The sequence below is a fragment of the Paenibacillus sp. YIM B09110 genome (assembly GCF_037167145.1).
Lineage (GTDB): Bacteria > Bacillota > Bacilli > Paenibacillales > Paenibacillaceae > Pristimantibacillus.
In genome coordinates, this window is record NZ_JBANSP010000001.1 from 459,777 (window position 1) to 480,353 (window position 20,577).

At 51.1% G+C, this 20,577-nt stretch carries 24 protein-coding genes; 5 read left to right on the forward strand and 19 right to left on the reverse strand.

Annotated elements, in window-relative coordinates; all coding sequences use genetic code 11:
• Positions 1-46: 46 nt before the first annotated feature.
• The 7 genes from V8F51_RS01980 to V8F51_RS02010 form a co-directional block, all read right to left on the reverse strand.
• Entirely contained in the window at positions 47-397 is a 351-nt protein-coding gene (locus V8F51_RS01980; RefSeq protein WP_337098355.1) for a ferredoxin family protein, read from the reverse strand.
• A complete protein-coding gene (locus V8F51_RS01985) occupies positions 394-2,028 on the reverse strand; it encodes an FAD-binding protein (RefSeq protein WP_337098356.1) in 1,635 nt (544 codons plus the stop codon). The genes V8F51_RS01980 and V8F51_RS01985 overlap by 4 nt, the downstream gene beginning before the upstream one ends.
• Before the next feature lie 50 nt (positions 2,029-2,078).
• On the reverse strand, positions 2,079-2,732 hold the full coding sequence (locus V8F51_RS01990; protein WP_337098357.1) for a nitroreductase family protein: 654 nt from the start codon (positions 2,730-2,732) through the stop codon (positions 2,079-2,081).
• A 195-nt stretch (positions 2,733-2,927) separates the two neighbouring features.
• The gene (locus tag V8F51_RS01995) at positions 2,928-4,418 is read right to left on the reverse strand and encodes a methyl-accepting chemotaxis protein (RefSeq protein ID WP_337098358.1); all 1,491 of its coding nucleotides are present in this window, start codon (positions 4,416-4,418) and stop codon (positions 2,928-2,930) included.
• A gap of 79 nt (positions 4,419-4,497) precedes the next feature.
• A complete protein-coding gene (locus V8F51_RS02000; RefSeq protein WP_337098359.1) occupies positions 4,498-5,064 on the reverse strand; it encodes a hypothetical protein in 567 nt (188 codons plus the stop codon).
• A gap of 202 nt (positions 5,065-5,266) precedes the next feature.
• Positions 5,267-5,647, reverse strand: a complete 381-nt coding sequence (locus V8F51_RS02005; protein WP_337098360.1) for a ferredoxin family protein — start codon at positions 5,645-5,647, stop codon at positions 5,267-5,269.
• Positions 5,644-7,311 carry an FAD-binding protein gene (locus tag V8F51_RS02010; RefSeq protein WP_337098361.1) on the reverse strand — a complete coding sequence of 556 codons (1,668 nt, stop codon included), beginning with the start codon at positions 7,309-7,311 and terminating at the stop codon, positions 5,644-5,646. The genes V8F51_RS02005 and V8F51_RS02010 overlap by 4 nt, the downstream gene beginning before the upstream one ends.
• A gap of 271 nt (positions 7,312-7,582) precedes the next feature.
• Between V8F51_RS02010 and V8F51_RS02015 the strand changes: the two genes are divergently transcribed.
• Positions 7,583-7,906, forward strand: coding sequence for a YtxH domain-containing protein (locus V8F51_RS02015; protein WP_337098362.1), 324 nt, complete (start codon positions 7,583-7,585; stop codon positions 7,904-7,906).
• 4 nt (positions 7,907-7,910) lie between these two features.
• A complete protein-coding gene (locus tag V8F51_RS02020; RefSeq protein WP_337098363.1) occupies positions 7,911-8,111 on the forward strand; it encodes a hypothetical protein in 201 nt (66 codons plus the stop codon).
• 72 nt (positions 8,112-8,183) lie between these two features.
• Here the strand turns inward: V8F51_RS02020 and V8F51_RS02025 are convergent, their stop codons facing one another.
• The 3 genes from V8F51_RS02025 to V8F51_RS02035 are packed head-to-tail and all read right to left on the reverse strand — an operon-like array spanning position 8,184 to position 9,699.
• Complete coding sequence (locus tag V8F51_RS02025) at positions 8,184-8,969, reverse strand: sigma-70 family RNA polymerase sigma factor (RefSeq protein WP_337098364.1); 786 nt, start codon at positions 8,967-8,969, stop codon at positions 8,184-8,186.
• Positions 8,966-9,415 (reverse strand): anti-sigma B factor RsbW, encoded by a 450-nt coding sequence (gene rsbW, locus V8F51_RS02030; protein WP_337098365.1) that lies wholly within the window; start codon positions 9,413-9,415, stop codon positions 8,966-8,968. The genes V8F51_RS02025 and rsbW overlap by 4 nt, the downstream gene beginning before the upstream one ends.
• Before the next feature lie 35 nt (positions 9,416-9,450).
• Positions 9,451-9,699, reverse strand: a complete 249-nt coding sequence (locus V8F51_RS02035) for a DUF948 domain-containing protein (RefSeq protein ID WP_337098366.1) — start codon at positions 9,697-9,699, stop codon at positions 9,451-9,453.
• Positions 9,700-9,825: 126 nt separating this feature from the next.
• Between V8F51_RS02035 and V8F51_RS02040 the strand changes: the two genes are divergently transcribed.
• The 3 genes from V8F51_RS02040 (at position 9,826) to V8F51_RS02050 (ending at position 14,649) form a co-directional block, all read left to right on the forward strand.
• On the forward strand, positions 9,826-12,549 hold the full coding sequence (locus V8F51_RS02040; protein ID WP_337098367.1) for a response regulator: 2,724 nt from the start codon (positions 9,826-9,828) through the stop codon (positions 12,547-12,549).
• Positions 12,546-13,415, forward strand: a complete 870-nt coding sequence (locus V8F51_RS02045; RefSeq protein WP_337098368.1) for a CheR family methyltransferase — start codon at positions 12,546-12,548, stop codon at positions 13,413-13,415. Before V8F51_RS02040 ends, V8F51_RS02045 begins: the two co-directional genes overlap by 4 nt.
• 160 nt (positions 13,416-13,575) lie before the next feature.
• Positions 13,576-14,649 (forward strand): SDR family oxidoreductase, encoded by a 1,074-nt coding sequence (locus tag V8F51_RS02050; protein WP_337098369.1) that lies wholly within the window; start codon positions 13,576-13,578, stop codon positions 14,647-14,649.
• A gap of 84 nt (positions 14,650-14,733) precedes the next feature.
• Here the strand turns inward: V8F51_RS02050 and V8F51_RS02055 are convergent, their stop codons facing one another.
• The 9 genes from V8F51_RS02055 to V8F51_RS02095 all read right to left on the reverse strand — a co-directional run bounded on the left by V8F51_RS02055 (position 14,734) and on the right by V8F51_RS02095 (position 20,556).
• Positions 14,734-15,120: a winged helix-turn-helix transcriptional regulator gene (locus V8F51_RS02055; RefSeq protein WP_337098370.1), complete on the reverse strand. Its 387-nt coding sequence runs from the start codon at positions 15,118-15,120 to the stop codon at positions 14,734-14,736.
• A gap of 20 nt (positions 15,121-15,140) precedes the next feature.
• Complete coding sequence (locus V8F51_RS02060) at positions 15,141-15,950, reverse strand: sugar phosphate isomerase/epimerase family protein (protein WP_337098436.1); 810 nt, start codon at positions 15,948-15,950, stop codon at positions 15,141-15,143.
• Between the two features lie 56 nt (positions 15,951-16,006).
• Entirely contained in the window at positions 16,007-16,825 is an 819-nt protein-coding gene (locus V8F51_RS02065) for an acyltransferase domain-containing protein (RefSeq protein WP_337098371.1), read from the reverse strand.
• Between the two features lie 300 nt (positions 16,826-17,125).
• The gene (locus V8F51_RS02070; RefSeq protein WP_337098372.1) at positions 17,126-17,566 is read right to left on the reverse strand and encodes an ATP-binding protein; all 441 of its coding nucleotides are present in this window, start codon (positions 17,564-17,566) and stop codon (positions 17,126-17,128) included.
• A complete protein-coding gene (locus V8F51_RS02075; RefSeq protein WP_337098373.1) occupies positions 17,563-17,895 on the reverse strand; it encodes an STAS domain-containing protein in 333 nt (110 codons plus the stop codon). Before V8F51_RS02075 ends, V8F51_RS02070 begins: the two co-directional genes overlap by 4 nt.
• Before the next feature lie 40 nt (positions 17,896-17,935).
• A complete protein-coding gene (locus tag V8F51_RS02080) occupies positions 17,936-18,517 on the reverse strand; it encodes a hypothetical protein (protein WP_337098374.1) in 582 nt (193 codons plus the stop codon).
• A gap of 116 nt (positions 18,518-18,633) precedes the next feature.
• On the reverse strand, positions 18,634-19,776 hold the full coding sequence (locus V8F51_RS02085; protein WP_337098375.1) for a PP2C family protein-serine/threonine phosphatase: 1,143 nt from the start codon (positions 19,774-19,776) through the stop codon (positions 18,634-18,636).
• A gap of 152 nt (positions 19,777-19,928) precedes the next feature.
• Positions 19,929-20,327, reverse strand: a complete 399-nt coding sequence (locus V8F51_RS02090; RefSeq protein WP_337098376.1) for a general stress protein — start codon at positions 20,325-20,327, stop codon at positions 19,929-19,931.
• Positions 20,328-20,391: 64 nt separating this feature from the next.
• Entirely contained in the window at positions 20,392-20,556 is a 165-nt protein-coding gene (locus tag V8F51_RS02095) for a DUF1328 domain-containing protein (RefSeq protein ID WP_337098377.1), read from the reverse strand.
• Positions 20,557-20,577: the final 21 nt, after the last annotated feature.

Genomic DNA, 20,577 nt, shown 5'->3' on the forward strand with positions numbered 1-20,577 from the left:
ATTCCTCCTGAACGTAAAATAAAGGCTCTCTCTCCTTGCTTCCAACTTACTCCGAGGCCGCTCTTGCCGGTCTTATCGATCGCAAGATTGGCGTCGTATCATATGAAGCCATCGATACTTTGCCGTTGGAGCCAAATCCGATCGCTGCTCGCCAACTGCCGAGCAGTCCTTTGTCGATAAGCTCCTGCTCATTCACCTCAATAGGCAGATCGGCATGATGGGCAACGAATAACGCATCTGCTGGGCAATACGCCTCGCACATGAAGCAGGTCTGGCAATCATCCTGCCTTGCAATGACGGGAATACCGTCATCTCCGCTGTCGAATACATTCGTCGGGCATACTTTGACGCAAAGATTGCATGATATGCAACGCTCCGCACTTACCAGCTCAATCACAGCCTTGCCGCCTCCTTTACGACTACCACTGGAGAAACGATGTCATAGGAGCGCGGAGGCACATGTTCCGGACGTATCGTAATATGCTCGATACCCGAAAGCAGAAGACGATGGGAAAGCGCTGGGTTCAGATTCGGATATTCGCGAAGTCCATGCATCCCCCTTGTCTCTTTCCGTGCCAGCGCAGCCGAATACATCCATCGGGCAGTAGCAACCATTGCAGCCGTCTCCCGAGCTCGCACTCTTCCTTGAATCGTCTTCGGCACGGACCCTTTAATAGCGGGCCAAAGCGAATGTAGTCTCTTCAGCGACGCTTCCAACACCGGCTCGCTTCTGAAGTAGTTAATGTCCAGAGGGAACACTTCCCGCTGCACTTGCTCAACTACTGCCCTCGTATCAATCAACTCGGTGGACTGCGCATTTCGCTCTAGACCATAAGCTCCGGCAGGGCTCAATTGCCGAACTCTCGCATCCTTCCCTTGCGCGAGCGCATAGTCGGCCGCTCCTTTGCCTGACCATGTGCCCGACGCGATAGCCCATGAGGCGTTATACGCGCCGCCGCCCGACCTTGCGCCGGCAGTCTTCTCGCGCGAGGCCGCATCGCCGGCCGCGAACAGTCCGGCAACAGTAGTCGAACAGTCATAATCAATAAGCCTTAACCCGCCTGTCCCGCGAATCGTTCCTTCAAAGCGCATCGTTAGCGGAAACCGCTGCGTGAAAGGATCGATACCGGCGCGATCAAAAGGCAGAAACCATACAGGCGTGGATAGCCTTAAGATGCGGCGCTTCTCCTCGGTATCTGCATGATTAAGGATGGCATATACCGGTCCCTTCAACAGCTGCTTCGCCATAAAATCAGATTCGCGCGGCCCGCCCTCGTGCAGCACATGACCTTCTTCATCGTAAAAGGTCGCCCACCCGAGCATACGATTACGAGTTATGGTGCCGAATGCTGCCGTCGTCGCATATTGTCTGCTGAATTCCATACCGGATAGATCCGCGCCGAGCTCGGCAGCCATCAACAACCCGTCGCCTGTCTGTACGTTACAGCCTAGACCTTTACTTAGAAATGCGCATCCTCCTGTTGCAATGACGACAGCGTTCGCGCGAACCTCCCAGTCTTTACCGTCCAGTCGCGAGATGCCGCGTGCTCCGCCTACGCCATGCTCATCCGTCAGCAGCTCAAGCGCGGGACATTGATCCAATATTCGCACGCCTGCCTTCAAGACAACTTTGCGCATAATTTGCATATATTCCGGCCCTTGCAGATGCGCTTTAAATAGATTTCCATTACCATCAAGAGGAAAACGATACCCCCATTGCTCCAGCAGCTCGATATTCAGGTACGCTTGCTCCATTAAGCGGTGGATCCACGGCGCTTCCGACAGATTGCCTCCGCCTTCGAGCCGATCCTCCACCGCCTGCTCCCGCTTCTCATGATTAGGAGGCACATACAAGAAGTTTGTTCCGCCCGGGGCAGTAGCGCCGCTAGTCCCTAAATACCCTTTGTCGACTAACACCGTGCGTGCGCCATGTGAAGCCGCGCTCCATGCGGCCCACGCTCCCGCTGGACCTCCGCCGATGATTAGAACGTCCGCATCCAGGTTTACCGCAGCTTCTGTGGCTCCCATATCGTTATCCCTCCTCTCCAGTCTGAATATAAGTTGCCGATAGTCTACTTCTATTCTTGTTCAGACTGGTCTTCGCCGCTCGCCAATATCGGTAGAATGCTCTCGCCTAGAGGACGGCGCGTATTCGGCTTCTCCTGCTCGTGGAATGAAGGATCGAGCGTGTCCAAATCTCCTCGATAGCCTAGTGCTATAACGGCGTGCAGCGAAATATTCGCAGGCACCTGCAGCAATTCGCGAGCTGCTGCCTGATCATAACCGCCGATCGCACGCGTCGAGAGGCCAAGCAGCCTCGCTTGAAGCGCGATAGACGCCCAAGCCGCGCCTGTATCGAACGCATGCGCACCGTTCGGATCGCCGTTTTCCTTTATATTTTGCGATGCGATTAATAGAAGAACTGGAGCGTTAACCGCCCAAAGCTTGTTTCTCGGCTTCAGGAAGGACTCGAACAGTTCATGCTCGGCTTGCGTCTTCGCTACATAGAACCGCCACGGCTGCTGATTGCTTGAGGACGGACTCCACCTAGCCGCTTCCAATATCGTGTATAGAACCTCATCGCTCACTGGACGGTCCGCATAGGATCTTGGCGACCATCGATTAAGGAATAACGGATGAACCGGGTATTCCGGCTGTCTCGTCGTCGTTACTTCGGGGCTGTATGCCTGTTCAATGGATTGATCCTCTGTTGTGATAGGCGTTGTACTCATTTCCTTCATCTCCTGTTCGATTAAAAATGCAAAAAAGACGCATAACAATCGAAACGAGTCTCGATTCTCATGCGCCTCCAGTTTACTAGCGAGCGCTATTGCTAATTCACTTGTTATATCCGACTAATACAATAGGAATAAATATAATTTAACATGCGACTACGATTTCGTCAATAGTCCGAGACGCCTGAACCATTAGTTTTTGCCAACCATTTGCTTCAGTTCAGATAGAAGCTGATCCAATTGGGCGTACTGCTCAACCATCGTATGAATCTTAAGATCTTGTGTCTCCATGCTTGCATGTACCTCTTCTACGGAAGCCATATTCTGCTCCGTCGTTGCAGCGATATTGACCATCTCGTCCGCCATGGCGGCATATTGCTCGTTCAAGCGCGTTGCAGAGCCGCCCACCGTAATGGAATGCTCCTTAACAAGGCCTGAATTCTCATTAATTTGTCCGATTAGAGACTGTACCTGTTGTGAAGCTTCCTTGCTTGTCTGTACAGCGGACTGACCGCGCTCTACCTGCTCATGAACTGCGCTGATCTGCGTCCGTATGCCGGACAATATATCGGCGATCTCATTCGTCGCCTTGCGGGAATTGTCGGCTAGCTTCCGGACCTCACCTGATACGACGGCAAAACCTTTGCCATGCTCGCCTGCTCGCGCTGCTTCTATCGCGGCGTTAAGCGCAAGCAAGTTCGTCTGCTCCGAGATGTCGCTTATCGTGCCTACGATTGAACTGACGCGATCGTTCTGCTCGCTTAGCAGCTTCATCATCTCAACCGTATGACCGATAATGACGCGAACCCGCTCAACCTCTGTACTAAGCGATTCCATCTGCTCGCTGTTCCGCTCGGTAAGCTCAGCGTTCTCCGTGGAATAACGCTCCAGCAGCGTCGTGCCGTCCAGCAGCAGCTTCACGTCATTGTCCATCGATTGGGTCGATTCGTTAATATTCAAAATCGTTCCCGTCTGCTTCTCGATCGCCGCCGACATCTCACTAAAGGTTGCCGTTACTTCGCGGGATATGTCGCCTGTGGAACGAACGGTAGACTGCTGGCTGCTGCTGAATTCGGTCAGCAACATGATTGATGACTTCATTTTGTCCAATAGCGCTTCAGTCATGTCCTTGGAACTGACCGCTTCCCGCTGCTTCTCCATGACCTGGCTTTGCAAGCGTCCGCTGAAGTTCGCCGATACCGCAAGTGCCGCAGTCGCGAAGATCAGATACAAGTAGAGATAGACGAGCGATTCTCCCGGGAACAGACGCGTCTGCAGCTCCGTGTCGAGGAAGATGTAAGTACTAAGAGCAGCGCCAAGCACGCCCGTCAAGATGATCGCTTTGTAATCCGCATACAACGTAATAACGGCGATATTGACATACACCATGAAGTAGGTGCTTACGATCGGATTAGGATCTGAAACAATCAGCATCGTAACGAGCAGCGTCAGGACAAATGGAATGATGTACTTGATTTTGTCAGGAATAATTCGCTTATAGGTCATGTATGTCGTACCGCCGCAAGTGATCAGGCCTACACCTGCAAGCAGCAGCACCATTTGGGCAGGCAAGCCGATAGCCAAATCGGTCAATACCCCTAATGCGAGCAACCCCCACAAAATTTTGATTAATAATCGATTGCGCTTGTCCAATTCTGTTAGCTCAACAACTGATTGTTTCATTACTTTTCCGCCTTTTCGTCATATGCTAGGTTAGTTTTATTGTAACGCTTGTTCTCCGTAATTCTACGCTAGTATTCCGTTACTCGACAGCCAGCCTTCTTCTCCCAAGTGCATCCTGCGGGTATTGCACCCATTCAAAACGATTTTTATTTTGATAGATTTGCGCCACATCAATCAAGACCGGATTCACGTAATCGCCTTTATAAAAAATTTTTTCGCCCAGCTTCTTTAACGGAATCTGGAACGAAACCTTAAGCGCGCGCAAAAATACAGGCTCAAGCAGGGAGACAAAATATTTGATCCTCTCCGACTCGGCAAAATAAACGCATGCGGACAGCAGGTCCGAAATATATCGTCCGCGATAGGTCCGCAAAATCGCCATCTTATCGATCTCGACGATTTCATTAGCCGAAGCTATCACATCAGGATGCTCGTGGAAGGGTGCTGTTTCATTTATTTGGCTGTCGCTTATACTGTACGACTTGAATTCGGTAGTGCCTACATAATGTCCTTCATCGGTCAAAATAACGATTTTGGCAAGCGACTGGTCCGAAAATTCCAGCTCGAAGCCTTTTTCTCTCCAAACGGTCGTCCAAATGCCGTTGAACATTGCCAACTCAAGCTCATTTTCCACACGTTTAAACATGGTTCACACTCCTCAACATCCACTATTCTCTATTTTGTCTTGCTCTCTATTTATCCAAAATGAAACTCACCTATCATTTATCGGAAAATCAATCTGAAGATTTTACCATTTTACAAAAAGAAAACCCCGCCTTAGCTTGGATAAGCAGACCTATCCAAACCAAAACGGGGGTAATCCGTGCACTTTTTATGTGTATCAACTACTAGGTCGTTTGGACCTTCACATCCGATATCCCCGCCACCCGTACTGGGCGCGGAGGAAGAATACGGTCGATGAACGGGGTCTGATCGAGCGCAGCAAGCTTCTGCCTGCCGGGCCCCCAGCCAATCGTCTCACGCCAGCTGCCGAGAATGCCCTTGGATGCCAGTTCCCTCTCATCTACCTGTATCGCTTCATCAGTGAACGGTGATACGTAGAGTGCGTCTACCGGGCAATAGGCTTCGCAAATGAAGCAGGTTTGGCAATCCTCCTGCCGCTTAATGACGGGAGCCCCGCCTTCCGTCTTGTCGAATACATTGGTTGGACATACCTTCACGCATAAATTGCACCCAATGCATCGTTCTGCGCTTACAAGCTCTATCATCCTGCCTGCACCTCCTTCACTGCGCTCTGAACCGCTGCCACTTGGTCGGTTGCAGCCTCAATCGTATCAATTGCCGATGCCGGAGCAGCTGATTCCGGACGCGTCACAATCTGCTCCAATCCCGATACGAGCAGCCGATACTGCTGATTCGGATCGACCTCCGGATATTCGGCCAGCACATGAAGACCTGCGCCTCGCGACTCCTTTCTAGCGAGCGCAGCGGTATACATCCATCTGGCCGTTGCGGCCATCGCTGCCGCCTCACGTGCTTGAACGCGCTCCGTAGCCGTCTCCGGCTGCTGCTCGTTCACCCTCGGCCACAGCTCATTCAACCGCCCCAGCGACTCCGTCAATCCCGCTTCCGTACGGAAATAGTTGATCTGAAGCGGAAGCACCTCGTCCTGGATCGCCTTGACAAGCTCGCGCGTATCGACCGGCTCTCCTTCGTTCGCCCGCTGTTCCTCCTTCCGCAGGCCATATCTGCCTGCTGGCTGAAGATTACGCTCGCTCGCGCTGACGCTCTGCGCGAGCGCATACTCTGCCGCTCCCTTGCCCGACCATGTGCCGGAGCAGATCGCCCAGGAGGCATTGAACGCGCCGCCGCCGGACGCGGCGCCCGTAATGCGCTCGCGTGTCGCAGCGTCTCCCGCCGCATACAGGCCGTTCACCGTCGTTGCGCACTGCTCGTTCACGATGCGGATGCCGCCAGTACCGCGCACCGTTCCTTCATAACGAAGCGTGAGCGGGAACGGCTCGGTGAACACGTCAATGCCGGCACGATCATACGGAAGGAAGAAGATCGCGTGCGACTTGCGCAGTATAGCCTGCTTCTCCGGCGTATCTGCCTTGTTCATAATGGCATACACCGGTCCCTCAAGCAGCTTCGAAGCGAGAAAATCGCCATTTCGCTGACCGTTCAGCGGGTTGCCGTCTTTATCATAATAGGAAGCCCAGCCAAGCAAGCGGGAGCGGGTATTGGAGCTATAAGCCGGACTTGGCGCATACCGCCGGGTGAACTCCATGCCGGACAGCTCCGCGCCTAGCTCGGACGCCATCAGGTAGCCGTCTCCCGTCAGCACGTTGCAGCCGAGTCCTTTGCTTAAGAAAGCGCAGCCGCCGGTCGCAATAACGACCGCATTCGCCCGCACTTCCCATTCACCCTCGTCCTGCCTCAGGAGGCCGCGCGCACCGCCGACGCCATGCTCATCGACTAGCAGCTCAAGAGCAGGCGCTTGGTCTACTATTTTAACTCCGGCACGCTTCACGACCTTCCTCATGAGAGCCATATATTCCGGTCCTTGCAAATGATCGCGCATCGGCGTACCGTTCTCATCGCGAACGAATGGATACCCCCATTGCTCGACCAACTCCAGATTGATATACACCTGATCGAGCACCCGATGAATCCAATCGGCCTCAGCCAAGTAGCCGCCTGACTTCATTCTCGCCTGAACAGCCGCTTCCCGCAGTTCCTTGTCTGGAGGCAAATACAATAAGTTCGTTCCTCCCGGCGCCGTAGCTCCGCTCGAGCCCAAGTAGCCTTTATCGACGAGGACGACTTTTGCCCCTTCCTTAGCTGCGCTCCATGCGGCCCATGCGCCGGCCGGCCCGCCACCGATGACAAGTACATCCGCCGTTACATTCACGTTTTTTTGTTTGCTCATTGCTATGCCTCCGTATCGTTTGATGATTGCGGGTATAAAATCACGTTGACCAAGCCATGAAAAAAAAGGAGACGTACATTCGCCGTAACGAATTGCACATCTCCATTTGTATGGTCAATGACTAGAAATCACTTATAATCCCTAGTGGTATAGTATGAAATTAATTTGTATGTTATCATCTTGCCTCATGGTTGTCAATGATTCAAAACAGCGAATAGCGGTTATATATAAGCAGCATTACTATTTTCTAACGATAAGGAGTGGTTGGCAAATGGCAAAGATGAATGCAAGCAGCGGTGTGTTGATAGGATCACTGGTAGGTGGCGCCATTGGCGTCGTATCCGCATTGCTTTACGCACCAAAATCAGGCGCGCAGACGCGGGAGGCGCTCGCAGGGAAGCTCCAGACTGTCAAAGAAAAGTCGATGAATCTCGTCGCTGCCGCTGGCAACCACACGAAATCGATTGGACGAAGCGTAGCCGAGGAAGCTACGGATTTAGCCAGTCATGCGAAACAATCAGGCGAAAAAATAGTAGAGTCGATCCACTCTTCCAAGGAGGAAGTTAAGCATGCAATGAACGCTAATGGGAGGTAATCGAATGAATAGCTTATATTTTCTTCGTGCACGCATTAAGCACGAAATGGACAAAGAGAAGCAGGCAGCGAAGGTGAAGTCCATGCCAATGAACACCATGGCGCCCAATGAACAGGAGATCATTCGACTCGGCCTGGATATGAAGCATATGAAGACGAACAGTGAAATTATGGAGGAAGGATTGGTCCCCGATCCGATCCAATAATTCGAAGAGAAAGCTCCCTTTGGGAATGCATGTTGCATTCCCAAAGGGAGCTTTCTTATAGAGGTAACAGAACTACTTGCCTTCCTGTCCCTCTTCCTGCTCCTCCAACAGTTCCTTCAGCTTCCCGATTGCACGCTTCTGAATCCGGGACACGCTCATCTGCGAAACCCCAAGCCTGGCGGCAATATCGCGCTGCGGAAGGCCGTTGTTATAAGCGAGAAGGAGCACTTCCTTCTCCTCGTCCTTCAACTGTCCCAGCGCTTCTTCCAGGTCGAGCCGGATGTCAACGGTTTCATATTCATTCTGCTCGGTAACGATAAAATCACCAATGGTGGCGTTGCTGTCTCCTTCGTTCGAAAGAGGCGTATCCAGCGAAACATAGTTGTACGCTTCTCTGCTCGAGAGCACCTCTATCGTCTCTTCAACCGACAGCTCCAGATGAACCGCAATTTCTTCGATAGAGGGGGAATGTCCACGCTCTACCGTAAGCTGATCAATAGCCTGCTGAATAAGCAGGCCTTTCTCCTTGATCCGCCGCGGCACTTGAATATACCAAGATTTATCGCGCAAATAATTTTTTAGATGCCCCACGACGCTTTTCATCGCATACGCTTCGAACGGTATGTCTCTGCTCGTATCGTATTGCTGGAACAATCGAAGCATCGACAATTGGCCAACTTGAAATAGATCCTCATATAAATCGGGACGACTGCGCGACAGCCTAGCAGCCGCCATCCTCACAATCGGCTCGTAATGGGCCAGCAGAAGCGTAGCCGTATCATTGCAAGCCGTAGCCTGGTAAACCAGCATTTTCTCAATAGCTTCCTTGGCATCCAGGCTGGATGAATTCGAATTCATGCCATCTCCTCTTTCCTACCAATCTGCTTGGTGAGAATAACCTCCGTACCTCTATCGGTGCGCACCTCAACCTCATCCATCAGCGCATGCATTAGAAATAGGCCGAGGCCGCCCGCCTTGACGTCGTTCAAGCTTTTGAGGTGATGGGATACGAATTGCTGTGTGGCATTGTCGTAATCAAAGCTGTTGCCATCATCCTTGATACGAATGCAAATCCCTTGCTTATCAAGCTCGATACGAATATCGATCATTCCCGACTGTCCGCTCTCATAGGCATGCAGAACGGCATTCGTGCACGCTTCGGTAACGGCCACCTTCATATCTTCCATTTGCTCGAACGAGAATCCGGCTTTCTCAGCAATCCCATACAAGGCAAGCCGGACTAGGTTGATGTATTGTGCTTCCGCGGGTATCGTAACCGTTATGCTGCATGGAGTCGTATTCATTTCTTCTCCCTTTCCTTTATGGATTCTATTATAGCTCATATTTTTTTGATTTTTGTCCATATTCTGACCGTCGAGGCAATTCCGTCGCATACGGCGCCAACGATTCCTTCCTCTGCCCTAGCCTCCGTGCTCATAAGGGCAACCTGCGTTCCCAGCCGGCTTATCGATTGTCTCATATCCTCGAGCGCAGCTCTTACCACCTTCAACGTTCGATACAGCGCGTACAACAGAATAACGAAGGAAACGGCTATAACGGCAACACTGATCGATAGCAGCAGATCCATCCTATTATCACATCCCTTCTATCAGTAGTTACCCTCTCAGGGATGTTCTGAAACAAGGTCATGCTATAATAGATACAACATGCGATCTTGTAGGATCATAAAATCATAAACAAGAGGGTGTTAATAATGCTACAAGCTATACGATTTCCTATTCGATTGAAAATTGTCGTCGGCTATTTTCTCATCGTTTTATGTCTAGGCGTTTCTATCGTAATCGTCACCGACAGAATCTCTTCCTTGCAGCATGAGATTGAAACGATTACGAGTCATGACATCGAGGTTCATAACCTCATTAACGGGATCGAAAACGATATCATCAGTATGGAGACCGCGCAGCGCGGCTTTATCATTACCGGCAACGAGTCGTATCTCAAGCCTTATCAGGAAAGTATTACGACATGGAAAGCCAACTATATTAGCCTCACCGGGCTTATCGCATCGAACCCCAGCGTGCAGAAGGATTTGGAAGGCTTAGGTATATCCATTCAGCATTGGATCGACACTTCCGGAGAACCCGTCATCGCGCTTAAGAGAGCGGGTGACGAAGAAGGCATTCTTGCTTTCTTCCGCAATGACATCGGCAAGCAGGATATCGACCAGCTTCGGATTCTTTTCGACAAGCTGCGAAGTTCAGAGATCGAAGCAACGAAGACGCATATTATGCAACTAGATAACCGCAACGATCTGCTTGCAATCGGCCTGTACGCCATGCTTGTTGTCGTTGCCGCCGTTGCCTTCCTTATCGTATATATGATTTCCGGATCCATTGTAAAAACCATTAAACAGGTATCTCAGACGATTACGGAAATGGCTTCAGCGGGCGGCGATCTTACGACGCGAATCAAAGTGAAAACCCGTGACGAAATAAGCGAATTAGCAGATGCCACCAACACGCTGCTGACAAGCCTGGATACGCAAAATTGGATTCAGAAGATGGTTGCGGAAGTTGCGACCATGACGCAAGGCATTAACGATATGCAGACGCTTGCCGGGTCGTTCATGACCAAAGTCGCTCCGATGGTCAATGCAGCCTACGGCGCTTTCTACGTTCGGCAAGGGACGGGAGATTGCGGGCGGCTTGTGAAGATTAGCGCCTATGCAGCTTACGGCGAAGACCAGGCGATAGAGAGTTTCCGCATAGGAGAAGGACTTGTCGGTCAATGCGCGTTAGAAAACCGGACGTTCTTGCTTAATCACCCAGCCGAATACGGGGCTAAGATCACTTCGGGACTGACGCAGACAGCGCCGCAAAGCGTCCTGCTCGTACCGGTTGAGTATGAAGGAAAGGTCGAAGCCGTCATTGAATTCGCTTCGCTTGAGCCTTTCACCTCCATGCACCTCAAGCTGCTTGAACAGATCGAGAACCACTTCGGCGTGTCGGTCAACAACGTTGCGGGACGCATGGAAGTCGAGAAGCTGTTGCGGGAATCTCAGTCTCTGACCGAGGAGCTGCAGACACAAACCGAAGAGCTGCAAGCGCAGTCCGAGGAATTACAGATGCAGCAAGAGGAAATGCGCATGACGACGGAGCATTTGGAGGAACAGAACTTATTCGCTGAGCAGAAGACGAAGGAATTGGAGCTGGCCAAAAAAGAGCTCGAGGAGTATGCGGACAAGCTGCGCGCAAGCTCGCAGTACAAGACGAACTTCTTAGCCAATATGTCGCACGAGCTGCGAACGCCGCTTAATAGCATACTGATCCTTTCGCAGCTGCTGTCCGAGAATGACAATGATACGCTGACTGCCGAGGAAGAAGGCTACGCGCGCGTTATTCATACGTCCGGCAACGATCTGCTAATGCTGATCGACGATATTCTGGACTTGTCCAAAATCGAGGCTGGCAAAATCACGCTGATGATCGATGAAGTGAACGTAACCGAAATTCCCGAGCTAATGAGGCTGAGCTTCGATCCCGTTGCGGAGAAGAAGGGGCTTGCTTTCTCCACCACTATCGAGGGAGCCGTTAGTTCCATGCTGCATACGGACGGGCAAAGGCTGCAGCAAATATTGAAAAATCTGCTGTCCAATGCCTTCAAATTCACCGATCGCGGCTCGGTTACGCTGACTATTCGAGAAGCAGACAACAAGGAGATCGACGAGCTGCTTCCCGAGCACCGTCATGCCGAGGTGCTCGCAATCTCGGTTACGGATACAGGCATCGGCATCCCGGCAGATAAGCAGCGGCTTATCTTCGAGGCGTTCCAGCAGGTCGACGGCAAGACGAATCGACAGTATGGCGGTACGGGGCTCGGCCTCTCGATTTCAAGCGAGTTCGCGAGGCTGCTAGGCGGATGCATCACGCTGCATAGCGAAGCGAATCAAGGCAGCGTATTCACCTTATATTTGCCGAACCTTCAGCATGCCGAAGTCGGGAAAGAGGTTGTGGCCGCATACGAGGAGGTCGCTGTCGCTATAACGGAAGAGCCCGTTCTGACAGCAGCGGCTAAGGAAGAAATTGACGTGCTTGCAGGCAAAAAGGTGCTGCTCGTAGAGGACGATGCCCGCAACGTGTACGCCCTCAGCAAGTCGCTCGAGCAAAAGCAGCTTACCGTTACCGTTGCCGGCAACGGAAAGCATTGCTTAGAGCTTCTTGAGAAGGATAACGACTTCGATCTTATTCTTATGGATATTATGATGCCGGTCATGGACGGCTTTGAGACGATGGAGGCGATACGTAAGCTTCCTACTCTGAAGGATACGCCAATCATTGCTCTAACGGCAAAGGCTATGCGAAGCGACCGCGACAAATGCCTGGAGGCGGGAGCCTCTGACTATATCAGCAAACCGATCCAGACAGACCAGCTGTTCTCCTTGATGCGAGTATGGCTGACGAGGCAGGTGGGACAATGAGTCATGAGCACGAGCAATCCGATGAGCTGCAGGAGGAACTGGCGCAAACCGAAGAGCTGGCATGTATCGAAACCGATCTGCTCTTGGAAGGCATCTACCGGAAATACGGCTTTGACTTCCGTAATTACTTGCGCTCGTCACTGCTTCGTCGCATATACAATCGCATGAGCTTGGATGATCTTCCGACCATCACCTCATTATTGAACAGAGTACTGCATGAACCGGATTATTTTAACATCCTGCTTAACGACTTCTCGATCAAGGTGACGGAGATGTTCCGCGATCCCGAATTCTTTTACGCTTTTCGCCGGAATGTCATTCCGCTGCTGAAGGATTTGCCTGAAATTCGGATATGGAGCGCCGGCTGCGCCACCGGCGAGGAAGTATACTCGCTTGGCATTCTGCTGCATGAAGAAGGGCTGCTGGACCGAACAAAGCTGTATGCAACGGATATGAGCGAGCAGGCTATTCAAACCGCGAAGCAGGGCAAGTTCCCGCTTAAGCGAATGCAGTCGTTTACGAAAAACTATATGCAAGCCGGCGGCGACAAAGAGTTTTCCGCTTACTATACAGCCGACCATGAATATGCGCATTTCCATCCCTTCATGAAGGAGCATCTCGTGTTCGCGCAGCATAATCTCGCGACTGACTGCTCCATCAACGAATTTCACGTCATCCTGTGCCGAAATGTACTTATCTACTTCGATCCCGTCCTGCAGCATCGCGTGCATGGCCTGATCCATGACAGCCTCAGTCCTTCAGGCATATTGGCGCTAGGCGCCAAAGAGTCGTTCCTGACGCCGTTCAAATCGCGTTACGAGGTGCTGTCGGCAACCGACCGAATCTTTCGCAAGCTGGAGGACTAGCACGGAGATCGCTAACAGAAAGGAGCAGACCAAAGCGGTCTGCTCCTTTCGTTACTTTGAAGTTACTATATCACTCTAAAGTGCGTACTTTTTATTTACAGCTGCTCGGTGCACAATGATGTTAATCCATTTAACACATCATATAGAGGAGTGGTACGTAATGAAAAACACTGAAGCTTTGGTACGCAAAAAAGCGCTTGTAGTAGGAGCAAACGGCGTTATCGGCAAAAATCTGATCGACTATTTGGAACAGCTACCCGACTGGGATATTGTCGGCTTGTCGCGCCGCGGCGGCGTCTCGGACAGCCGCACCCGTTACGTTGCCGTCGATCTGCTGGATGAATCGGATACAAAAGAGAAGCTTAGCCCGCTAACGGATATTACCCATATTTTCTATGCCGCCTATCAGGATCGTCCTACTTGGGCCGAGCTAGTCGCTCCGAACGTCGCCATGCTCGTCAATGTCGTGGATGCGATCGAACCCATTGCTCCAGGACTTCAGCATATTAGCCTAATGCAAGGCTACAAAGTGTACGGCGCTCACCTCGGCCCGTTCAAGACCCCAGCCAAAGAAACGGATGCTTATCATATGCCTCCTGAGTTCAACGTCGATCAGCAGCAATTTCTGGAACGCAGACAGCTAGGAAGCAACTGGACATGGTCGGCGCTTCGTCCTTCAGTCGTATGCGGATTCGCGCTCGGCAATCCGATGAACCTGGCCATGGTCATCGCCATTTATGCTTCTATATCGAAGGAGCTGGGACTACCGCTTCGGTTTCCCGGAAAGCCTGGCGCCTACAACAGCTTGCTCGAAATGACGGATGCAGGCCTGCTAGCCAAAGCTACCGTCTGGGCAGCGACGGATGAACGCTGCGCGAACCAAGCGTTTAACATTACGAACGGTGATTTGTTCAGATGGAACGAGTTGTGGCCTAAGATCGCAACCAGCTTCGGACTGGAAACCGCTCCTCCGTTGCAAATGTCGTTGGAATCGGTTATGGCTGACAAGGAAGAGTTGTGGAAGGGAATGGTGGAGAAACACGGCTTAGTGAACAACAGCTACAAGGATGTGTCCTCATGGCATTTCGGGGATTTCGTATTTGGCTGGGATTACGACTTCTTTGCCGACGGCACGAAAGCGCGCCGCTTCGGCTTCCATGAATTCATGGATACCGAAGGCATGTTTCTGGATATCTTCGAGGATTTGCGGAGACGTAAAGTTATTCCCGCTTAAGTGAACAATGGCAGTGAATCGGCAACCGGTCCTGATCGACAACGATCATGGACCTGTTGTTTGGTTGCCATCCTACATGTTTACTTATGAATTGTCGTCGTCCTCCTGCGCCGTCGGCGCCGCGGACAATATTTTGATTCGGCCGCCAAACGCGCGCTCCGCATGCCGGTCTCCCCATCTGCACAGAAGATGAAGGATCTCTTTCAAGCTCCAGCCATACTCCGTAAGCTCGTACTCGACCTTGGGCGGCACCTGGTTGTAAATAATCCGGGTAATAATGCCGTCGTCCTCCAACTCGCGCAACTGCTGCGTAAGCACCTTTTGCGTCACCCCCGGCAGCAGGCTCATTAACTCGCCATTTCGTTTCTTACCGAACGTCAAGTGGAACAAAATAACCTGCTTCCACTTTCCGCCGATTACATCAAGCGTTACCTCAACGGCCGTATTGTATGTTTTTCCCGCTTCCAGCATCGATCGATCTCCTCCCTGCGTTATAGTTCGATACCTATATCCTTAGCCGTCCTGCGGATATATTGCGCTGCTTCAAGGTACTGCTCGTTCGTTGACAGATGCTCGATAATCAGCGTCGTATCGGGATGCAGCTTGTTCAGTTCTGCAAGGAACGTCCGGTAATCGAGCAGGCCTCTGCCCGGAACGACTTCATCGAGATGAACGGTCAACTTGCCTCCCAGCAAAATATCCTTCGCATGGCAATTCCGGATATGCGGACCGAGCTTGGTGAAGAAATCTCTGATTATTGCTCCGTTGTTATAATAAGCACGAGGGCTGCTGATGATGTTGACGGGGTCGAAGTGAACCCCGAACCCCTGACGGTCGATAGCCTTGTGCAAAGCAAGATACGTATCCGCGGAATCGGGAAACACCCACGGCATCATTTCCAGCGCAAACACAGTCCGTTCCGGCTTAACCGCATCAATAATTTCCCGCGTCGTTTCAACAATCAGATCGAACGTGTCATCGCTGAAGTTATCCGGATCCGGTCCATCCCATTGCTTACCACGAGAGCCTGCAATGTTCACGCAAGCCTGCGCGCCGATCCGTTCGGCAAGCTCAAGTCGCTGGATGCAATAAGCAATCGCTTCGCGCCTTGTCCGCTCGTCCCGGCTAATCGGATTGCTCCAGGCACCGACCTCGGAAATCAATATATCGTAGTCGCTGGCCGCTTTCATATAATCGTCCAGCGCAGAAAGGTCATCATCTACCGGGCAAGTCGTTGCGCGGAAGCCTGCCTCCCGCAGCGCCTTCGCCCAGCTGTCCGGATTTTTTTGATCCAAAAACACTTGTCCTCCAAGCCGCATCCTTATCCCGCCTCTTCGCCAAGGTTATTCACAACCCGCTACTGCTCCAGACTTGTGAATTTGATTCCGTATCCGCTGCCAAGTGTATTGCCGGCCATGAGATATGCCTTTGAGCTTTGCTGCAGAGAGGTCTTCGCTTCATAGTGCGATGGGTCTGCGCATACTTGGCCGAAAATCCTTTCCTCCGCTTGCTTCGAGGCCAGATCCGTCTGATAGACGGTAAATCTTCGCTGGAACTTCAGAATGTTCGAATCCGGCGGCAATACTTCGCTGAGCTGCGGGAAGAGCAGCCATGACTGGCATACGAACACCGCTCTGATACCCCTAAATAACGTCTTGGCCTGTTCGAAGGATTGCCCGACGCTTTGCTCATCCAAAGGCCCTCCCTCCGGAATATGAACGTTAAGCACAAGCTGGCCTTTGCCAAAGCTTCTCCCACTGGCCTCTACGTCATGATCCAGCGCAATGGGCTGGAATTGCAGCCTGCCTAAGCGGAACAAGCTAAGCTGCACATGTTCCTGCAGCCACCCATACTCCTCAATGCCGTAGACGCCGTAATCCCGATAACATTTGCTGCTCCAGATTTGCAAGTCGGAGAACGTATCGTAATAAACGTCGTCCGATATGCCCTTGGCCGCATACTCCGCATAGGCGTCAACCGCGAATCTGGCGAATAAGGCCAAAAAGAGTTGACGATAGAATGGCGATTGCTTGACGGCCGAGTAGAAAGCTTGCTTATCGCTTATTAATAACCGCTTCAGGCTGCTATATCGATTATCGTCGATGTCCATTTGTTTGATCGTTTGTCTGGCGCCTTCATCTAAGCAGATGCCTTCGCATAATTGATCCAAATTCATTGTGCTAATCTCCTTTAGAGGACCTAATGATCGAACGAACGATTCTTTATGAATGTAGAAACCTATGTGTTGTATTATTCGCGAAGTTGCTAACCTTTCCTGCTTATTTGGCTTTCCCCCTTCTTCAATTCGTTACAGAGCTTCGAAACGTAGTGCTTAGCAATGGTGTGAAATACCCAATGCCATAAGTCTTTAACAAAGAAAAAGGCGCTGTTCTGGACAGCGCCTTTTTCTTTGTTAGACAGCTATTGTTTCCCCGCAACAGCCAAGACCGGACTTTCTGAGGTTTTAGCTGATCCGCTAGCCTTCTTCCACGGCAGTAGTCAAAAATTTGGTCATGACGACCTCGGTAACATTGCCCGTCGTATAAATGGCGACCTCATCCATCAAAGCTTGGATCAGGTATATGCCTAGTCCCCCGACACGCAGGTCGCTGACCTGCTCTGCGGCAAGCGGAGCGGACATATCGAGCGCGTTCGGATAAACAAAGCCGGGGCTGTTGTTTTTGATTCTGATTTTCAAACTGTCATCATCTGTTTCATAGCAGACATCAATAACCTCGTCTCCCGTAATATGGCCGCCATGGAGCACCGCATTGTTGCATGCTTCCGATACCGCTACCTTCATATCCTCGATGTCTTCATAGGAAAACTTCATCTTCGAGGCAATCCCGTAGAGACAGATTCTAACCATATCAATGAAATCCGCATGGGCCGGAATTTGTAAACGAATGGCTTTCATGCTTCACCCTCTATCCCTTCTTTTAAATATCGGGAAATGCCTGTTAGATCGAATAAACGTTTGATGGCAGGCGGTATTTCTCTTACAAAGAAGGGCGCCTTCATTTCATCGCGATATTTCAATACCGATACAATGATGCCGATACCCGTACTGTCTATATAAGTTAAGCCTCTCAAATTCAATATAAGCGCCTTGTCTGAACGGTTCATGACCTGCTCCAGCGCCGACCGCAGCTGCGGCACGATCGATAGATCAAGATCCCCGCTCAAATAGAGGACGTAAGCATTCGGAACCTCTTCCTGTACGACTTGAAATGGATCTGCTTTCATTCATTCACTCCGCTCCGCTATATTTAATGAATCGTTACCCTTAGACGCTTGCGATATGAAAATAATGAATCGCGTTCAACTGTCCCTTCGCCTCTCCGAAAAACAGCTTCAACACCGCCTCGCCTCTCTGAAAGCCTATGCCGTCTTCCGTCTCGAAGTCAGGCTCTCCGAAAGCCTTTTTCATCCCTTCGAACGACGCCGGGACCCGTACGTCGTCGATCAGCACCGAGCCTATGCTCGGCAGAATTTCCACGAAATTAACGACACCGTCCGTAAAGACGATGCTCATGCGCTCGTAATGATACGTTTCAGATCCGGCATTATAGGGATCTGTCGTTATCTCTACGGGTTGGCCGAGCTTCGTTATCGCATCCTGCTGGCTGTCGTAAAGCGTAATACCTTCTACGCTGCCTAGCTGCAACGACTGCTTCTCTGTGGGTGCTGCTGGACTCATGGATGCTGTCGTTACCTTGTTTGCTGCCGCAGTTAGCATTTCTACGGATGCTTCTTTTGCTTGGTTCGCTTGCGCCTGCCGGTCGATTGACACCATGGGCACTTCTTGTACGCTTGCAAATCCGATTAAGCTTCCTACTATGCAGCCAATCAAAATAATGTTTTTCATATGAGCTCCCTCCCGCAAAAAAAATCGGTTACGGTTACGTTAACGTCCCTCCCTTTACTCTTACCCACGATTACGAGCTTTGAAACAGACAATCTTATTTTTATCAGATTATCGATTTACTTTTTGGCCGTAATCATCACAAGGCATATATCATCCCGCTGATTGTCGCCGACCTGCTCCGGAATGAGCGCTTCGCACATTCCTTCAATCCCGTTGCCGCTATGCTCTGCGAGTACTCGTTCGATTCGGTTCGAGGCCTCTTCGCTTCCTTCATTATCTATCGTATCCAAGAGCCCGTCCGTGAACAGGATGAGCTTCATGCTGTCGTCGTATTGAATGATGCCTTTCTGAATATCGATCGTATCGAACAGCCCGATTGCGCAGCAGCCCTCCGTTAGCCTAATCGCCTTGCCCTGCTGAAGCATAATACCGGGAGGATGACCGGCGTTGACATATTCAACCGTCCGCTCTTCCGTATCCAGCACTAAATAGATCGCCGTAAAATAGTAATTGAGCAGCTCATCCTTCATATACAGCCGCTTCATATAGCGGTTCAGCTCGCGCATCACCTGCTCCGGGTCCGAAACTCGCGTAATCATATCCCTCAAGACGGATGAGATGTACATGCACACAAGCGAGGATGCGATGCCATGACCCATCATATCGAGCAAAATGACGCCGTACCTCGTTTGATCGATGCGATACCAGGCGTAGAAGTCGCCGGCAAGCTCCGAGGAGGGCTGATAGATGGCGCTGATCTCCACATTGGCGTCATCGATTGGCTGACTGAGCACGTTTCGCTGCACCTGCTTGGCTAGCTCCAGCTTGTACTTAATTCGCTTGTCCCGCTCCTTGTGCCAATCAATCTCTTTCTTTAGCCTGAGCGCGGAGCGTATGCGCGCGAGCAGCTCCATCTTATTGATCGGCTTCATAACATAGTCGCTGGCTCCCGCGTCCATCGCCTCCGCCATTTTGGAGGAATCACCGACAGCGGTGACAAAAATAATCGGCACATCGCGATAACGCTCGTCCGCCAAGATGCGCTTGCACGCCTCCAAGCCGTCAATCTCCGGCATCATCAAATCCATTAATATTAATTCGGCTTGCGCCTCTGGATCCATGTCATTTCCGATTCCGAGTAGGCCGTACAGCTCCATCGCCGAAGAAGCCATTCGCAAATCATCGTATCCCGCTTTGTTCAAAATTGCCTTCACGATAAGCTGATTCGTAGCATTATCATCTACTATTAAGATACTCATGCGTGCGTGCCCCTTATCAAGTGGTATCCAATATATTCTATACCATTCTCTAGTCGGATGTCGCCCTTAAGAAGCAGCTTGCAGCCCAAGAGGCCTATCCGCTTGGATAGGCCCTCTATGTTATATGGCGGCCATGCCGTTATGGCCCGCTATTAAAAGACATAGTTAGGGTAGTAGTACACATAGGGATCATAATCTTCCCCATCGTATTCCCTTCCACCCCAAGCAATGACTAATATTTTATCTTGATCGAGCTCCCGTTCGAGGCGCTCCGCATCCGTCTTGGAGAGACCAAGCGACCTCATCTTCGCACGCAGCTCATCGCCGCCTGAACGGAATATGTTCGCGATCGCCGTGCCGAGCCCTTCCTCCGCAACGCCGATCTTCTCTGCATCCGTCCTTTCCGCAAGCCGGTTCGTTCTGCCTTTGTCATGGGTCAGTACGAAAATATTTTCTTTCGCATAACCTTCAGTTTGGAATCGATACACCTGCTCTTGAACCTCCACCGCGTTATTCACCGTATGAACCTTCGTTTTCAGATCAATAGTCATTGTAAATTCCTCCCTTGATTTGTTTGGATTTAATTGCTGGCGTTAGACTTCCAGTCAGTGTTAGTTAGCCCACTCGTCTTCGGCCAAAGATAAGCGATGCCACAAATAAGATAAGAAAGACGACGAATAAAATTTTGGCGATACCCGCCAGTGCAGACGCAATGCCCATGAAGCCGAATATCCCAGCGACGATCGCGAAGACAAAGAACATAAAAGCCCATCCTAGCATTGAAACCACCTTCTCTCACGA

Bases quoted from the DNA above. Each gene is read 5' to 3' on its own strand.
- V8F51_RS01985 (WP_337098356.1), bottom strand. From the start codon at position 2,028: ATGGGAGCCACAGAAGCTGCGGTAAACCTGGATGCGGACGTTCTAATC.
- V8F51_RS01990 (WP_337098357.1), bottom strand. From the start codon at position 2,732: ATGAGTACAACGCCTATCACAACAGAGGATCAATCCATTGAACAGGCA.
- V8F51_RS01995 (WP_337098358.1), bottom strand. From the start codon at position 4,418: ATGAAACAATCAGTTGTTGAGCTAACAGAATTGGACAAGCGCAATCGA.
- V8F51_RS02000 (WP_337098359.1), bottom strand. From the start codon at position 5,064: ATGTTTAAACGTGTGGAAAATGAGCTTGAGTTGGCAATGTTCAACGGC.
- V8F51_RS02005 (WP_337098360.1), bottom strand. From the start codon at position 5,647: ATGATAGAGCTTGTAAGCGCAGAACGATGCATTGGGTGCAATTTATGC.
- V8F51_RS02010 (WP_337098361.1), bottom strand. From the start codon at position 7,311: ATGAGCAAACAAAAAAACGTGAATGTAACGGCGGATGTACTTGTCATC.
- V8F51_RS02015 (WP_337098362.1), top strand. From the start codon at position 7,583: ATGGCAAAGATGAATGCAAGCAGCGGTGTGTTGATAGGATCACTGGTA.
- V8F51_RS02020 (WP_337098363.1), top strand. From the start codon at position 7,911: ATGAATAGCTTATATTTTCTTCGTGCACGCATTAAGCACGAAATGGAC.
- V8F51_RS02025 (WP_337098364.1), bottom strand. From the start codon at position 8,969: ATGAATTCGAATTCATCCAGCCTGGATGCCAAGGAAGCTATTGAGAAA.
- rsbW (WP_337098365.1), bottom strand. From the start codon at position 9,415: ATGAATACGACTCCATGCAGCATAACGGTTACGATACCCGCGGAAGCA.
- V8F51_RS02035 (WP_337098366.1), bottom strand. From the start codon at position 9,699: ATGGATCTGCTGCTATCGATCAGTGTTGCCGTTATAGCCGTTTCCTTC.
- V8F51_RS02040 (WP_337098367.1), top strand. From the start codon at position 9,826: ATGCTACAAGCTATACGATTTCCTATTCGATTGAAAATTGTCGTCGGC.
- V8F51_RS02045 (WP_337098368.1), top strand. From the start codon at position 12,546: ATGAGTCATGAGCACGAGCAATCCGATGAGCTGCAGGAGGAACTGGCG.
- V8F51_RS02050 (WP_337098369.1), top strand. From the start codon at position 13,576: ATGAAAAACACTGAAGCTTTGGTACGCAAAAAAGCGCTTGTAGTAGGA.
- V8F51_RS02055 (WP_337098370.1), bottom strand. From the start codon at position 15,120: ATGCTGGAAGCGGGAAAAACATACAATACGGCCGTTGAGGTAACGCTT.
- V8F51_RS02065 (WP_337098371.1), bottom strand. From the start codon at position 16,825: ATGAATTTGGATCAATTATGCGAAGGCATCTGCTTAGATGAAGGCGCC.
- V8F51_RS02070 (WP_337098372.1), bottom strand. From the start codon at position 17,566: ATGAAAGCCATTCGTTTACAAATTCCGGCCCATGCGGATTTCATTGAT.
- V8F51_RS02075 (WP_337098373.1), bottom strand. From the start codon at position 17,895: ATGAAAGCAGATCCATTTCAAGTCGTACAGGAAGAGGTTCCGAATGCT.
- V8F51_RS02080 (WP_337098374.1), bottom strand. From the start codon at position 18,517: ATGAAAAACATTATTTTGATTGGCTGCATAGTAGGAAGCTTAATCGGA.
- V8F51_RS02085 (WP_337098375.1), bottom strand. From the start codon at position 19,776: ATGAGTATCTTAATAGTAGATGATAATGCTACGAATCAGCTTATCGTG.
- V8F51_RS02090 (WP_337098376.1), bottom strand. From the start codon at position 20,327: ATGACTATTGATCTGAAAACGAAGGTTCATACGGTGAATAACGCGGTG.
- V8F51_RS02095 (WP_337098377.1), bottom strand. From the start codon at position 20,556: ATGCTAGGATGGGCTTTTATGTTCTTTGTCTTCGCGATCGTCGCTGGG.